Origin of the sequence: Hyphomicrobium facile (assembly GCF_900116175.1) — a bacterium.
Taxonomy (GTDB): Bacteria; Pseudomonadota; Alphaproteobacteria; order Rhizobiales; family Hyphomicrobiaceae; genus Hyphomicrobium_B; species Hyphomicrobium_B facile.
The window spans coordinates 796,412-810,812 of sequence record NZ_FPCH01000002.1 but is presented as its reverse complement, the minus strand read 5'-3'; the positions used below and the strand labels follow the sequence as shown (position 1 = coordinate 810,812).

At 59.1% G+C, this 14,401-nt stretch carries 14 protein-coding genes and 1 tRNA gene; 3 read left to right on the top strand and 12 right to left on the bottom strand.

Annotated features, from left to right (window positions below; translation table 11 throughout):
* Positions 1–111: 111 nt before the first annotated feature.
* The 6 genes from BM399_RS10695 to BM399_RS10660 all read right to left on the bottom strand — a co-directional run bounded on the left by BM399_RS10695 (position 112) and on the right by BM399_RS10660 (position 4,946).
* Positions 112–567, bottom strand: a complete 456-nt coding sequence (locus tag BM399_RS10695) for a very short patch repair endonuclease (RefSeq protein ID WP_092867688.1) — start codon at positions 565–567, stop codon at positions 112–114.
* The gene (locus BM399_RS10690; protein WP_092867687.1) at positions 560–1,282 is read right to left on the bottom strand and encodes an HNH endonuclease; all 723 of its coding nucleotides are present in this window, start codon (positions 1,280–1,282) and stop codon (positions 560–562) included. The genes BM399_RS10695 and BM399_RS10690 overlap by 8 nt, the downstream gene beginning before the upstream one ends.
* Entirely contained in the window at positions 1,279–2,124 is an 846-nt protein-coding gene (locus BM399_RS10685; protein ID WP_092867686.1) for a NaeI family type II restriction endonuclease, read from the bottom strand. Before BM399_RS10685 ends, BM399_RS10690 begins: the two co-directional genes overlap by 4 nt.
* Positions 2,125–2,184: 60 nt before the next feature.
* Positions 2,185–3,162 (bottom strand): DNA cytosine methyltransferase, encoded by a 978-nt coding sequence (locus BM399_RS10680; protein ID WP_092867685.1) that lies wholly within the window; start codon positions 3,160–3,162, stop codon positions 2,185–2,187.
* 1,103 nt (positions 3,163–4,265) lie between these two features.
* Positions 4,266–4,341: transfer RNA gene (locus BM399_RS10665), tRNA-Glu, on the bottom strand.
* A gap of 128 nt (positions 4,342–4,469) precedes the next feature.
* A complete protein-coding gene (locus tag BM399_RS10660) occupies positions 4,470–4,946 on the bottom strand; it encodes a hypothetical protein (protein WP_244531243.1) in 477 nt (158 codons plus the stop codon).
* On the opposite strand from BM399_RS10660, the gene BM399_RS10655 reads away from it, so the two are divergent.
* The 3 genes from BM399_RS10655 to BM399_RS10645 all read left to right on the top strand — a co-directional run bounded on the left by BM399_RS10655 (position 4,866) and on the right by BM399_RS10645 (position 8,078).
* Positions 4,866–5,933: an RluA family pseudouridine synthase gene (locus BM399_RS10655; RefSeq protein ID WP_092868176.1), complete on the top strand. Its 1,068-nt coding sequence runs from the start codon at positions 4,866–4,868 to the stop codon at positions 5,931–5,933. The genes BM399_RS10660 and BM399_RS10655 overlap by 81 nt on opposite strands.
* 177 nt (positions 5,934–6,110) lie before the next feature.
* Entirely contained in the window at positions 6,111–7,016 is a 906-nt protein-coding gene (rpoH, locus tag BM399_RS10650) for an RNA polymerase sigma factor RpoH (RefSeq protein ID WP_092867681.1), read from the top strand.
* 123 nt (positions 7,017–7,139) lie between these two features.
* Entirely contained in the window at positions 7,140–8,078 is a 939-nt protein-coding gene (locus tag BM399_RS10645) for a diacylglycerol/lipid kinase family protein (protein WP_244531191.1), read from the top strand.
* Positions 8,079–8,116: 38 nt separating this feature from the next.
* On the opposite strand, the gene BM399_RS21170 is transcribed toward BM399_RS10645, so the two are convergent.
* The 6 genes from BM399_RS21170 to BM399_RS10620 all read right to left on the bottom strand — a co-directional run bounded on the left by BM399_RS21170 (position 8,117) and on the right by BM399_RS10620 (position 14,282).
* The gene (locus tag BM399_RS21170) at positions 8,117–8,284 is read right to left on the bottom strand and encodes a hypothetical protein (protein ID WP_177228122.1); all 168 of its coding nucleotides are present in this window, start codon (positions 8,282–8,284) and stop codon (positions 8,117–8,119) included.
* A 449-nt stretch (positions 8,285–8,733) separates the two neighbouring features.
* Positions 8,734–10,038, bottom strand: a complete 1,305-nt coding sequence (locus tag BM399_RS10640; RefSeq protein WP_092867679.1) for an N-acetylmuramoyl-L-alanine amidase — start codon at positions 10,036–10,038, stop codon at positions 8,734–8,736.
* A 182-nt stretch (positions 10,039–10,220) separates the two neighbouring features.
* Positions 10,221–10,685 carry a molybdenum cofactor biosynthesis protein MoaE gene (locus BM399_RS10635; RefSeq protein WP_092867678.1) on the bottom strand — a complete coding sequence of 155 codons (465 nt, stop codon included), beginning with the start codon at positions 10,683–10,685 and terminating at the stop codon, positions 10,221–10,223.
* 1 nt (position 10,686) lies between these two features.
* Positions 10,687–10,965, bottom strand: a complete 279-nt coding sequence (moaD, locus tag BM399_RS10630; protein WP_092867677.1) for a molybdopterin converting factor subunit 1 — start codon at positions 10,963–10,965, stop codon at positions 10,687–10,689.
* A gap of 7 nt (positions 10,966–10,972) precedes the next feature.
* Entirely contained in the window at positions 10,973–11,560 is a 588-nt protein-coding gene (gene pgsA / locus BM399_RS10625; protein ID WP_092867676.1) for a CDP-diacylglycerol--glycerol-3-phosphate 3-phosphatidyltransferase, read from the bottom strand.
* 97 nt (positions 11,561–11,657) lie between these two features.
* A complete protein-coding gene (locus BM399_RS10620; protein ID WP_092867675.1) occupies positions 11,658–14,282 on the bottom strand; it encodes a mechanosensitive ion channel domain-containing protein in 2,625 nt (874 codons plus the stop codon).
* Positions 14,283–14,401 lie beyond the last annotated feature (119 nt).

Below are 14,401 nucleotides of genomic sequence, written 5' to 3'. Positions count from 1 at the left end.
GCTGTCACTGCCCCCCCGAAGCGACAACACGAAAAAACGTAGCTGGGTCGTGCCTGGTTTTATTGGAATTCGCTCTACATAGACTTACGGAGATATTGCTGCGGGTGTTTATCAACGAAGAGCAGATTTCGTCGGTGTTTCTTCGGACAAAAAGCGTGAGAGCTTTGTAGCAAGTTCGCCCGAACGTTCGATCTCGCATTCCCAAATAACGAGTGTGCGCCAACCGGCCTTCTTCAAAGCTGCCAAATGCTCAGCATCGCGTTCGACGTTGCGCAATAGTTTCTGGTTCCAGTATGTGGTGTTTGTCTTAGGTTTGCGCACGATCTTGCATTTAGCTGCGGAGTGCTGATGCCAAAAGCATCCATGCACAAAGATTACCTTACGCAATCTCGCGAATACCAAGTCTGGTCTACCGGGGAGGCGATCCGCTCCAAACGCACCGTGAAGGCGGAATCGCTTGCCCGAGGAATGGACAATCTTCCTTACGATCAACTCGGGTTCCATGTCTCGGTCTCGAATGCGAGACATGTTCCAACTTCGCCGTGCGGCCGTAATACTGTCAACCAACGGTGATCCTCAGTTCTTTACGCAACTCATCGATCTCAAACCACGGGTTCCTAGAATGGATAATTCTGTGGCAGTTCGCGCATACTAACGCGAGATCGCTCAACTTTGTTTTGCGTTGTTCAGGAAGGGCAGAGAGGGGCAATCGATGATGTACTTCAATGGCCGCGGTCGAGTGGGCTCCGTAGGCATTGTCGAAATCGAACTCGCAGACCTCGCATGCCAACTTTCCCTCTCGCTTTAGGACCTCGACTTTCTTCGCTTTGACCAAACCTCTGTTTCGTTCCCGGAACGTGTGAAGGCGGCTCAGGATCCTGCCTTCAGTGGCTTCGACAATAGTGTCAACGTCGTCACCCTCGTGTGTCGAAACTTGCCCTGCCGCTTGCTTGATTGCATTGGCGATTTCTTTGAGCCGCTTCGGATCACTTGAAAAGAGCTCCCACAAGTTGGCATCTGACCTACCACCGCGCTGAAGACCCTTTCGCCCCTGCGCTGTATATTGGGGGTCGATCGCCTGAAAGTTAGCCAGCTTCATGAAAATCGCATTCAAGTTGCGGTAGGCGGCATGTGAGGCACCCATATCCGGCGCCACTTTTCTAAGCTCTCGAGAAAACTGCAAAGCAGTCGAGCTGGACTGGGGCGGAAGCGCCGTGCGATGATCAATATAGAAATCTAGAGCTAAGATCAGCTCGTCTCGCGTCCAGTTCTTTTGGGTCATTTTTTCTTCTGGGCGGCACGAAATGTTTCTATGAGGACCCTTTGCCTAGGCGAAGGGGTAAGAGAAAGGAACTCGTCCTTCGTGCAGTTAGGAAGACCAAGGTCCGCAATCAAAGATCTCTCGCGTTGACCGGATAATATCTCGATCCCCTTCTCCGTTAGGGCATCCCGTGCACCACCATTTTTGCGAACACGCTTCATGGAGTCTTTCTGGGGTGCAATCGAAAGAATGGCGTGTCTGGGGATCGGGCGATTTTGAAGGAGTGTAAAAAGTTGGACGATGCGGTCTGTCCCGCCACGAGGCATCATCATGCTTCTCGCTAAGTCACGATCAATCGTTTCAAAAAAGTTCTTTGGGTACGGCTCGTCCTTCAGCAACCAACGAATTTGCTTTTTTCCACTTGCTGAGAGCGCAAACTTTTTATCCTGGTTATGACCAGGGCGAAGATAGCGGAAGTGGGCCACCACGATACCGAAGTCGCACAGCGCCTTTTGTTCATTTGAGCTGATGACGATGCAGGGCATCCCGAAAGCTTCTCGGGGTATCATCCAATCGCCGCGTGTCGTGTTTTTGATATCCACGTCGAGGCCATCAAGATCCAGATCGAGAACTCCACGCTCCAGCTTTAATAGATTGCGGACCAGGATTTCTATCTTCGTGCCGAGATATGTTTTCTCAGTGGGTTCGAGCTCTCTGAACGTTAGACGTCCTGATCGGGGTGCATCGATTACTTCGTCCACGGCTCGACGCATCAATTCGGGAAACGCCAAGCGTAAGCCCGTGAGGCCGTGGATTCGGCTTAGAATAGACTGCTCAACCCGATTGAGAATCTCCTCGTCCATCCCGGAAGCATGGCACGCTACTTAGACTCATAAAAGTTATAACGATGGAAGCATATGCGGCTATGCACAGACTCTCATTTGATCAAGTAAAGGCTTTTCCTTTGTCCCGGAAATTAAAGCCTTCTTGATCTGAGCTGCCACTGCTCGTGCTACAGGAGGCGGAAACGCATTGCCGACCTGTCTATACGCGTGCGTCTTGCGTCCGACGAACTGCCAATGATCCGGGAATCCTTGTAATCGAGCAACCATCCGAATCGTCAACTTCGGCGATCCCTTGAAGCCTTTGTTAGGTGCATCATTTGCGATGCCCATGCCGTCAACGCCGAGAGCAGCCCATGCGGCTTTCGCGCGAGTTGGGCCGAGGTCGGGCCCTCCATGTTTCTTCGAGCCTCCGACGACGGTAGGAGCAATTTGATTTGCTTGCTCTAGCCAACGCTCAACTCCAGACCAACCATTGTCAGCCATAAGATCGGCTAGCGTTTCTCCCACTGTCTTTGGTCTGCGACGAACCTTCGGCCACTCGAAGTTGCTGGCGTACTCGCGACGAAGAGCGACAAAGACAACCCGTGGGCGAAGCTGTGGCACGCCAAAGTCGGATGCGTTGAGCAGCTTAAAGTCGGTTACAAATCCAAGCTTCTCCAAGCTATCTGTGATGAACCTTCGATAGGCTCCAAACTTAGGATCGAGTAGTCCTCGAACGTTCTCAAACATGACAGCTTTAGGCTTCACTTCCGCAATGATCCTGAGAGCGGCGGGGAAAAGATTGCGTTCGTCAGCAGCTCCCAACTGTTTGCCCGCTACTGAGAACGGAGGACAAGGCAGTCCTCCCGCAAGCAGATCGACACCTTCAAAGTCAGAGGCGTCAAACGGCTTGAGAAGGTCAGCTTGAATGACCCGGCTCCTCGGCAAGTTTGCACGGAGGGTTTTGCATGCGTGTTCGTCAATCTCGACGAGTGCAACATGACGGAATCCCGCTTGTTCAAGACCAAGAGCCTGGCCTCCTGCACCTGCGCAAAGTTCTAATGACGTAAGTGGCATGTGTTCCGCCTGATTCGCTTGGTTTCGATTGTAAGCACAGTCTTCCAGAGCCCCACTAGCTCTCGGAGCTTCACATTCACATCTTCCGTGGGAAAGGCCTCAATGTCGCCCGCCAATAACCTGCGCTCCCAAAGAGAAGAGAGCCCTCAGCCAGGTCGATGACGAGGACTCTCGATTCGGAAGTTAGTCTTGAGCTTTGTTGGGCTTTCGAGACCAGAACTCAGCTATGATAAACCCCACAATTGCGAGCCCGGTCCAGACCTCCCAATCGCCTATGCGGGCTCGGTGAGTTGCACCTATGACGGCAAGGCCGATCACTAAACGCAGCAACCGAGATGGTGTCCAAAACCCCTTCACGATCGATGTGATGATGATCGCCCATAACGCGAGGCCATATACTACGGTCATTAGGGTATCGATTGTCGTCATCTTCGATCCTCCGCGTGCACGTCGCTGCAAGGCTGCACCACGACACAACTGAAGAGCATCAAACTCGGAATGTGGGCGGTTGCTGGTTCGGGCCGTTCTGACCTGATGCCATCTGCTAGGGCCAAATGTTCCGGAGCAAAAGCGGCCAGAGCAAGAGCCGCGATGCATGCCGCAAGCGCAGTTCCTAGCCCGGGAGAGAGCCTCCGTCTGACCGCTCCACTGGGGCATTGTCGGATGCGCTGGGAAACCGCGGCAAGCCGTTCAAAGATATTCACCCGCTTGAGGCCCGACTTGGGGGAATTCATTCTCTCGGGGACTGGACTCCCGATGTGGCGGCACAACTCAAGTCGATCACTGATTGTGATAGTTCGACGGCCAGCGATGTTGGCCCACGCTTCGCAGGCATCCTCAGCAGCGTTCTCGTTAGCCGCATGAGGTATCACCAGCTTTGGGGCGAATCGCTCTTTGACTTCGCAAACCACACCCGAAGCGGGGTGTTCGCAACGGATCGGGTAAGCTTGAAGGGGAAAGGTGTAGACCAGCACGATATCGTGTGGTGAGTAAGTAGGTAACATTTTAGCAGCTCCTGCTAGGTCACATTGAGTGCCTTGCGGAAGTTGCCTACCAAACCTAGTGCATTGAAATACTTGGCAAAAAGTCCGTCTTGGACAGACTGGCGCCCCGTAGGGGACTCGAACCCCTGTTGCCCACGTGAGAGGCGGGTGTCCTGGGCCACTAGACGAACGGGGCAGGCGCAAAGGACGTGTAGTCGAGTGTTCGCGGCCGATCAAGCCCAGAAGCGCGTGGCAATTACAACATGAACAGGCGATAGGGAACGACCGCTTCGGAAAGGAAGCGGCAGGCCCATGAAGCGCCTGTTAATTACGCGGCACCGATTCCACCGGCTTCACTTCGGCAACGCGTTGTCCTGTTTCGATGTCGACAATCGCAATCCCCGGGCCGTTCGGCCCCTCATGGTGGACGGCGAGACGGTTGCCCGACAATGAAACCGACACGATCCGCGCGCCCTTTGGAATTTCCAGCGAAAGCGTCGCACCGGGCGTAACGGTGACAGTCCGCGATGTTTGTGCGCCGCCCGAGCCGCCCGACGCGAGGCCAACCACCTTCACCGCGACGGCTCCGAGCCCGACGAAAATGAGCGCGGCAAGTCCACCGACGACGATCTTGAGATTGCGCTGGAGGCGCTGTTCGCGCATCAAGTCGGCCGAGGATGTCTGCGGCTGATCGTTAGTCATCACGAGAATTTCTTTCTGATAGTTACGAGCGCCGTGCCCATCGACGAACAAAAACAGAGCCTCATCGAGGTTGTCGCAGGCCCCGAAGATGCTGGCCAACGGGTCGATCGTTGGCTCGCCTCGAAGATTGATGGGGTGAGCCGCGCCCGCGTCCAGTCTCTCATACGCGATGGCCACGTCCGCGCGGGCGAGACGATAAGTGAGCCGCGCACACCGGTCAAACCAGGCGCCGTGTATACTGTCACCCTGCCGCAGGCGGGAGATACCGGCGTCGAGGGCGAAGATGTGCCGCTCGACATCGTCTACGAAGATGACGATCTGATCGTGATCGACAAGCCGGCCGGCCTCGTCGTGCACCCTTCGGCCGGGCACGCGTCGGGAACGCTGGTCAACGCTTTGATTGCCCATTGCGGCGATAGCCTCTCCGGCATTGGCGGCATCAAGCGGCCGGGCATCGTGCATCGGCTGGACAAGGATACGTCCGGCCTGCTCGTGGTCGCCAAGTCGGACGCGGCGCACCAGGGATTGGCCGAGCAGTTCCAAAGCCACGGCCGCGACGGTCGGCTCCATCGCAGCTACCTCGCGTTCGTATGGGGCAAGCTTTCGCTGCCTGCCGGTTCAATCGATGCCCGCCTCGGACGAAGCCGCGCCAACCGGATGAAAATCGCGGTAACGCGAGGCATGGTCGGCCGCAGCGCCACGACGCATTATGAGGTGATCGACGTATTCCCGGGAGAAACGCCCGGGGGCGACGTGTCGCTCCTGCGGCTCGTGCTGGAAACGGGCAGGACGCATCAAATCCGCGTGCATCTGGCGCATATCGGCCATCCGGTTCTGGGCGATCCGACCTATGGCGCCGGATTCAAGACGCGGCTGGGCTCGCTTTCCGGCAAGGCGAAGGACGTGGCGTCAAGCCTGACGCGACAGGCGCTTCACGCCGCCGAACTGGAGTTCGAACATCCGATTTCGGGCAAAAAGCTTAAGTTTAGCAGCAAATTGCCAGCCGACCTTGAACAGCTTGGAGAGGCGTTGAAGCCTACTCACGTCAAGCCGACGGAAAAGAAGCGCAGCCGTCGTTTGAAGTAGGCGGTGGTCATATGTGGGTTATCGTCACGGCCGATCAAGAGGAAGTGACGGGAACCCCTAGTGAATTCCTGGATTTCACTACTATGTAACACCAGACGTTGGGGGAGCGTACAGACTCCCACAATCTGAAGGGAGCACGGGCCGAACCGGAAACGGGAGAAGGTCCGGCAGAGGGCAATGGCATCTAAAGGTCTTCCATCACTGGCCGGCGGTTCGCTGGGTCTCACGCGGTATCTGGAAGAGATTCGCAAATTCCCGATGCTCGCGCCTGACGAGGAATTTATGCTCGCCAAGCGCTGGCAGGAAAAACAGGATTCGGACGCCGCCGAAAAGCTCGTGACGTCGCATTTGCGTCTCGTCGCCCGCATCGCGATGGGTTATCGCGGCTACGGCTTGCCGATCGGCGAAGTTATATCCGAGGGAAACGTCGGTCTCATGCAGGCCGTCAAACGCTTCGATCCGGACAAAGGCTTCCGCCTCGCGACATATGCGATGTGGTGGATTCGCGCGTCAATTCAAGAGTACATCCTGCGTTCGTGGAGCCTCGTAAAGATGGGCACCACCGCGGCGCAGAAGAAGCTCTTCTTCAATTTACGGCGCGCAAAAAGCCAGCTCCAGGCGCTCGATGACGGCGACCTGAAGCCAGAGCACGTCAAGACGATCGCGACCAAGCTCGGCGTACCCGAGGAAGACGTGGTGAACATGAATCGCCGCCTCGGTGGCGACGCATCCCTCAACGCGCCCATTCGCGCTGAATCGGAATCGGGCGAATGGCAGGATTGGCTCGTTGACGATACGCCGACCCAGGAAGATCGCCTCGTCGAGGATGAAGAACTGCAACGGCGTAAGTCGTATCTTTCGTCGGCTATGGCAGTCCTGAACGATCGCGAACGCCGGGTGTTCGAGGCTCGACGGCTGACTGAAGATCCGGCAACGCTCGAGCAGTTGTCGGAAGAATTCGGCGTCAGCCGCGAGCGCATCCGGCAGATTGAGGTCAGGGCGTTCGAAAAGGTGCAGAAGGCGGTAACGTCGACAGCGCGGCAGGCGGAAGCGCCTGCGGCGCTCGAAGGTGCCCGCCACTGACGCATCACTAGCCCAATACTGGCCTTGACGGGATCGTCTAAGGCGCATACCCGCTTATCTCTGTAAGCTTCACATGGCGGCGCCAACCGGTGCCGCCATTGCCTTATGGATTGCGATCTACAGATGCGCCGCCGGTTTGCACTCGTTTTCAATTCGACCGCCGGCGTCGCCATTCCTCGCCTTCTCGACGGCGTGATCCGCAGCCTGCGCCATAGCCAGGCAGAAGTCTTCCAGGTCCCAGCACGCAGTTCTGCCGAAGCCTCGGAACGCGTTGCTGATTTGGCAAGACGCAGCGCCGCCGACGCGGTCATTGCGGCGGGCGGCGACGGCACATTCCGCGCTGTGGCGACGGGGGCGGCAGGAACGAGCCTGCCCGTCGGCCTCGTCCCTCTGGGAACCGGCAACGTACTCGCCGCCGAGATCGGCCTGCCGAAAGGCGTTCAGGCGCTCGCCGATGTGCTGCTGACCGGCGAGCAAATCGAAATGCGCGGCGGCCTCGCCAACGGCGAACCCTTTTTTCTGATGTTGGGCGCTGGCTTTGACGCGCGCGTCGTCGCGAAGCTCAGTTATCGGACGAAACGCGCGTTCGGCCGGGGCGCCTATGTCTATCCCGTCATCAGGACATTTGCCGAGGCGCACCCCGTTTTCGACGTCGAGCTCGACGGGCGAAGGTTCGAAGCGAGCTGGGTAATCCTGTCGTTTGCGACCCGCTATGGCAGCCTGTTCACGCTGGCCCCTGATGCCGGGGTGGGGCGCGATACGCTCATCGCCGTCGTGATGGAAGCAGGCTCTCGCCGGGCCATCGGAGCCAATCTGCTATCCCTGGCGCTGGGATGGCTCGCCCGGCCGGAAACGAGACTGAAGGGCGTGCACGTCTTGCCGGTCAAGGCCGCAACGATCGGCCGGCGGGAACGGACACATTTCCAGGTCGACGGAGACGAAGGCGGAATGTCTCCCGTCGAGGTTCGCGCCGACGGCCCCCGCGTTCGGCTGATCGTCCCGCCCCGCTATGTTGCTGATCTTACGAATTGTCATGCGAATCGCTTAGCCTATGAAGTGTGAAGTGTTGTTGGGCGTGTCCTTACAACTTTGTGCGAGCGTCAGAGCGAGAACCAAGGGTCGATGCCCTTCTCTTCTCTGAACCGGTTCCGGATGGACCGGCAGATGACTTCGAACGGCGCGCGGCAGCAATGGATAGGGCTGCCCGAGGGAGCGTCGTTCTGGTCCAGGTTCGGCAGCTTCACGTTCCTGTCCAACCCTTTCCGCATTTCCGATATCGAACCTGAGACGTTAGCGCGCCGCTCAGCGAGCCCGTGTGCTGAGAGTCCGCGTGCGTTGTCTCGATATCGGAACACTCGTTCTCCTGAGCGAGTTGGCGGACACCTGGAAGATGGAGTGCCTCATGCAGAAGCGCTGTCACCAGCCAACCGGTTTTCTTCGATCAAGCGAGGCTTATCCCTCGCGCGATTTGCCAAGGAGACGCTGGCTGTTTCTGCTCTGGCGACAACATAACAAATATCCTCCATGTAGGAGGTAACTGATGCATGCAGGGGTCGGTGCGACGAACTCCTGCCACGCAAAAAAAGAGGCCGTCTCCCATGAGCCGGCCTCTTTTTATTTTAGAGTTATCGTCTGCGTCTCTCGGCCGGCTCCCCGGAGGGGAGTCGAGAGACGCAAACGAAATGAGCCCGGCTCCCCGGAGGGAGTCGCGAGACGCCTACATAGGAAGCCGCGCGATATCGTGTGAGAAGTAATTGTCGATCGCGGTCGCGATCGATTGCGCAACCTTGCCGCGCCACTCGTCGGATTTCAGGTTGCTGGCGTCTTGCTGGTTCGTCACGTAGGCAAGCTCGATCAGAACGGAAGGAAACTGCGCCGTCTTCAAAACGCGGAACGCAGCCTGCTGCTCGGGCTCCTGGCGAAGGGGAGTGCTTTCGCCCATGTTCTCGATGACCGTCTTCGCGAACATGCCGCTGCGTTCGCGCGTCATTTCCAAGTCGCGGTTGGCGAGATCGGCGAGAATGTCTTTGACGGTACCGACATCGCCGTTGGCGCTCTTGACCGTATCGATCTCGTCGGCAGACAGAACCATTTGCGCCGAGTTGCCTTTCGCCGAGCGTTCGAGCGATTTGGCGACGCCGTCACGCAGCGAATAGATCGTGGCGCCGCGCGCCCGCGAGCCGTTGTCGGAGTAGTCGGCGTGGATGGCAATGAAGAGGTTTGCTTTGTTGCGCTCCGCGTACTTCGTCCGCTCGTCGAGCGGAATGAATGTATCGTCGCTACGCGTCATTAATACCTTATAGCGGCCGGTCTTTTCGAGAAGGTCGCGCAATACGAGACCGAATTTGAGGACGACCTCTTTCTCGACCGTCCCGAATTTCATGGCGCCTGAGTCGTTGCCGCCGTGACCGGGATCGAGAACGATGATCTGCTTGAAAGCCTTTGCGGCTCGTTCCCTCGGAGTTTCGGCAAGCCGCGGTGAGGGCGGCTGCAAGTCGGATGCGCCGAGAGCCGAAGGCTTCGCCAGTGATTTGCGGGGATCGGGAAGTGCGGCGGCCGCGGGAAGGATCGCGAGAGAGAGGAGGTAGCGGCCATCCTTGTCTTTGCTGATCTTCGAGCTTTCGATCACGGCCGGTTCGGTGACGTCGATGACGACGCGCGTTTTGCCGCGTGCCGCGAGGCCCGCACGAAAACTTTTGACGAGGCCCGCTGGCTGCTTTCCTTCGAGCGTCGGAAGCCGAACGTTGACGCCGGGCAGCTCGACGACGACCCGGTTCGGGTTCGCGAGTGCAAAGACCTGATAGTCGACTTTGCTTTCGAGGCCGATGACGAAGCGGGTGCCCGTGGCGCCTTTCGCAGGACCAGATGTGGAGGCTGGCGAGACGGCTGCGGTCTGCACATCGGCATTCTGAGCGGTGGTCGTGTCTGGGGCCTTGCTCGCAGCGTAGGCCGGGCACACTGCGCCGGCGGCGAAAGCCGCTGCGAAGACGCTGCAAATTGAGCGTCGAGCCGAGCAACGCATAAGTGCAATCCCCCTAGGCGCGCTCACCACCCACACGAGTGCGCCACAGACGCTTCTGTGTGCCCGGGGAAGATGGCGTTTTAGCGGTCGGAGCAATAGGTTATTAAGATTATCGGGCAACAGCGGTTAATCTCTCGTTAAGAGCTAAAATCAGCGGTTTCGAGGAAAGCTTTAGGCGGCAGCTATTTGCCGATTGACACCCAAGCAGCGGCCGCTTCGTCATCGCTTTCGCGGGCTTCGACCCATCGGGTGGTGCCGCTGACGAGCGTCTCTTTTTTCCAGAATGGCGCACACGTCTTAAGGTAGTCCATCAGGAACGCTGTCGCACCAAACGCATCGCCGCGGTGCGGCGAACACGCGATAACCAGCACGATATTGTCGCCCGGTTTGAGCTCGCCGACGCGATGTATGATTAACGACGCCGACAGACGAAATCGCTGCTGAGCTTCCGCTTCGATCCTCTCGAGCTCGGCTTCCGTCATGCCGGGATAATGTTCGAGCGTCATCGAAACGAGCTTTTCGCCGCCCGCTTCGCCGCGCACCTTGCCGACAAAAATTGAGACGCCGCCTATTCCGGTATCGTCGCCGGCGAGCCGCGCCATTTCTTCCGAGACGTCGAAATCCGCCTCCGAAACACGAACGGCCATCTCAGCCTCCGGTCACGGGAGGAAAGAACGCGATCTCGCGCGCGGATCCGATCTCAGCGGCAGGTTTTGCGTGGCTATGGTCGATCGCGACGCGGATCGCCTCGGGCTTCGCGAAAGCCTGATTGAAGGGATGGCCACGACGGGACTGCCAGAGGAGCAGGTCGCCGACGGTCAGGATATCCGCCGGCAGTATTAGGCGCTCTTCGCTGAGGCCTGTGCGCTCGCGCAGCCACGCGAAATAGCGCAGTACAGTTTCGCCGGTGCTTGGTTTTTCGGTCATGGCGCCCTCAGCGATCGATCGCGTGGCGTATTCCAGCTTTCAGATAATCGTAGCCGGTCACCAGCGTAAGAAGTGCGGCAATCCATAAAAGCAAAACGCCCGCCGTCGTGGTGCCGGGCAGGATGCCTTCCGCCGCCGGTCCAACGAGTAGCATGGCAAGCGCAACGAACTGAACCGCCGTCTTCCACTTGGCAAGCTGCGTGACGTGAATTTTGACGTTGAGCTCGGCGAGAAATTCGCGAAGCCCGGAAACGAGAATTTCGCGCGACAGGATGATGAGAGCCGCCCAGATCGCCCAGCCGCCGATGGTGCCGGTATAGACGAGCATCAGGAGCGTTGCCCCGACGAGCAGCTTATCGGCGATCGGATCGAGCATGCGGCCGAGGTTCGACTGCTGCTCCCAGATCCGCGCCAGATAGCCGTCGAGCCAGTCGGTGAGACATGCCGCGACAAAGATCGCGAACGCCAGCCACCGTGCGACGTCGCCCGTCCCGAAAAACAGGAGGCCGGCAAGCACAGGTACCGCCACCATCCGGCCATAGGTCAGGATATTGGGCAGGCTCGTCGAGAGCGAGCGGTGCGCGACGTGGTCCATGTTTTTGGGTTAGCCGCACGGGAGAGGGGCCGTCAATCCCTAGACGGCCCGCTGGATGCTCAATGGTGAATCTCCGGGCAGAAAGCCGCACCACTCCTCATGAGGCGGAGGCGGCCGCGGGCAGGGCCGAGGTGCCGACGATGCCCGAACGCCTCAAGGCTTCGTAGACCGCCACCCTGAGATCGGATTGCACCCTGAGCCCGTGCGTGATGTCCGGCAGCAGGACCCTGAGCGTGTAATCCGTCGTATCCTTCGTATAGCCTTCGAAAACCGCGATCGGCGCCGGTTCGCGCAGAATGCTCGGATGGCGATTGGCGCACTCGGTCAGAATGGTCAGCACCCGCCTCGGGTCGACGTCCGGCCCGGCCGAGAATTTCAGCACCACGCGCCCGAGAGCGCTGCGGTGCGTCCAGTTCAGAACGCGGCCCGTGATCAGCTCCGAATTCGGCACGATCAGGCTCGCGCGATCGAACGTCTCGATTTCGGTCGACCGCACGGAAATGCTTCGAACCGTCCCTTGCTCGCTACCGACGACGACCCAATCGCCAACCTTGATCGGCCTTTCGATGAGGAGAATGAGGCCGGAGACGAAGTTGTTGACGATCGACTGCAAGCCGAAACCAATACCAACCGAAAGTGCACCGGCGACGATGGCGAGATTGGTGATGTTGAAGCCGGCATACGAGATGGCGATAACGGCGGCGAGACCCGTGCCGGCATAGCCGACCGCGGTTTGGATCGAATTCGCGATACCCGCATCCATCTTCGGAGCGATGAGAAGGTTCTCGCGCAGGCGCCGCTGAAGCAAGCGGGTGATGAACACGCCCGCGATGAAAATGGCGATCCCGACCTGTATTTTGACGATCGAGATCCGGATCCCTCCGATCTCGAAACCGAACAGCAATCGCTCCAGCCAGTCCCGGATATCGGGCGCAGCGAAACCCCATTGCAGAAGGAGGATCGGAAACGTCAAGAACGCGACGCCGAGCGTCAGTACAACTTCGGTCAGCCAGGCAAGCTGTTTGCGGCGAACCTCATCAAACCCCATCCGCTCTTCGAGCACGACGCTGATCTGGCCACGAGACGTCGTGGTTCCGCGCGTGAACGCGCGAATGGCAAGATAGAGAAGCACCGCGACGAGACCGACGACACCGGTCATGACCAGCTGCTGCGACAGGAACCGCGCCATCGCGATGTAGCCGAAAAGGGAGCAGCCGATGATCGCGGCCGCGGCGATTCCGAGCGGCAGCTTCAGCCAAATCGGCTCGCCGCGTCCGACGGGTCTTGCGAGCGTCGTTTCGCTCGACTCGAACGGCGTGAGCAGCAGTCCGATCAGAACGAGCGCGAAAGCGAGACTTGCAAACAGCGACTGGGCGACGCTCATCGATAGCGGGAAGTAAAGAATTTGCCCGAAACTCGAGAGGAAAAGATCGATCGAATAGATCAGGGCCAGCAGTATGAGCAGCAGCGTAATGCGCTTTGCGCTGCGATCCGACAGCTGCATGAGCCGCCGCTCGGGCCGGTTCGGTGCGAACACGGATACGATCAGTGCCGAAACTGCGATGAAAACGAGTGCGTACCTGAAAAACGCCGCGCCGACCGGTGCCGCGGTCGGGTAGTAGAGCAGCCCCAGATATTCGTGTCCGCCATACAGCAGCAGGACCGCCGCGATGCCCGGAATGGCGCGCACCGGCGCGATCCATGCAGCCGATGCTGCACGTTGGAAAAAGCTGGGCGGCGTTGCGTTGGGTCCGGGCCGGTAGCGCGTCAGCGACATCACCACCGCCTTCAACAGCAGATAAAGGCCGATCGCTGCCGCATAGAGAACGAGCACGCTGCCTTTTTGCCGCTTGATGGAATTCCACCAGTCCTCGGCGTTGTATTGAAGGCGCCATTGGACGCTCGCCCGCTGCCGCGCGATATCGTTCCAGAAGGCGGGCAGCAGGGGACTCGTGATCTGCTCCGTCAAGCTGCGCACAAACATCTGCAGCCTGAGCTCGGTGATTTTGTCGATCGCCTGACGCGCGCGCCACCACGTCACTTCGAGCGTCTTAATCGCGCCTGAAACCTCGGCTTCCTGCACATCGAGCCGCGCACGCTCAGCCGCAACGGCGGCTGGCTCCGGCGCGGCTTCCTTGGCCGGCGGATCGCCAAGTCGCTTGATCTGAACGTGGAGATCGGAAAGACGTGGGCGAAGCCCGTCGGCCGTCTGCGTTGACTTCGCGATCACGCTGTCGATGTTGTCGCGCAACCGGCCGAGATCGGTGTTGACGCCTGAAATCGTCGCCAGAGTTTTTTCCGCTCCGTCCATGTCGCCGACAATGCTGCTGATCGTCGAGCTGACTTCCGGCGTGAGAAGTGGCGGAGGCGGCGGCGGCGGTGGAGCAGCAGGCTGCGCCTCTGGCGTCGCGGTTGCAGGCTCTTGAGCGAGGGCAGGCTGGGAGTCCGCAGGAGCATTCGCCGCAGCGGGCTCTGCAGGCGCGGCCTGCGCCGGTGCCGCCTGCGCCGGTGTCGTCGCCGTCGCTGCCGCGGGCGGGTTCGCCGCACCGGCTCCCGCGGCGGGTGCAGTCGCGGCTGCCGGTGTAGCCTGTGGCGCAGGCGTCGCTGACTTCTGAGCTGCGACAGGTTTGACGGCCGGCGTCCATGCCTCCTGCGCGGTAACGGCGCCCGGAACGGCAAAAAGAATGGCGAGCGCTACGGTCGCAAATGCACGTCTCAGCATCGGCAAAACAGAACCTTTGAATGACAACAGCGAAATGACAATCGGGAAGTAGGCCCTTCGCCCCCAAGTGCCGCGAAAATAGGGCAGCAGGCGCCTTTCAGCTAGACTCAAATAATGGC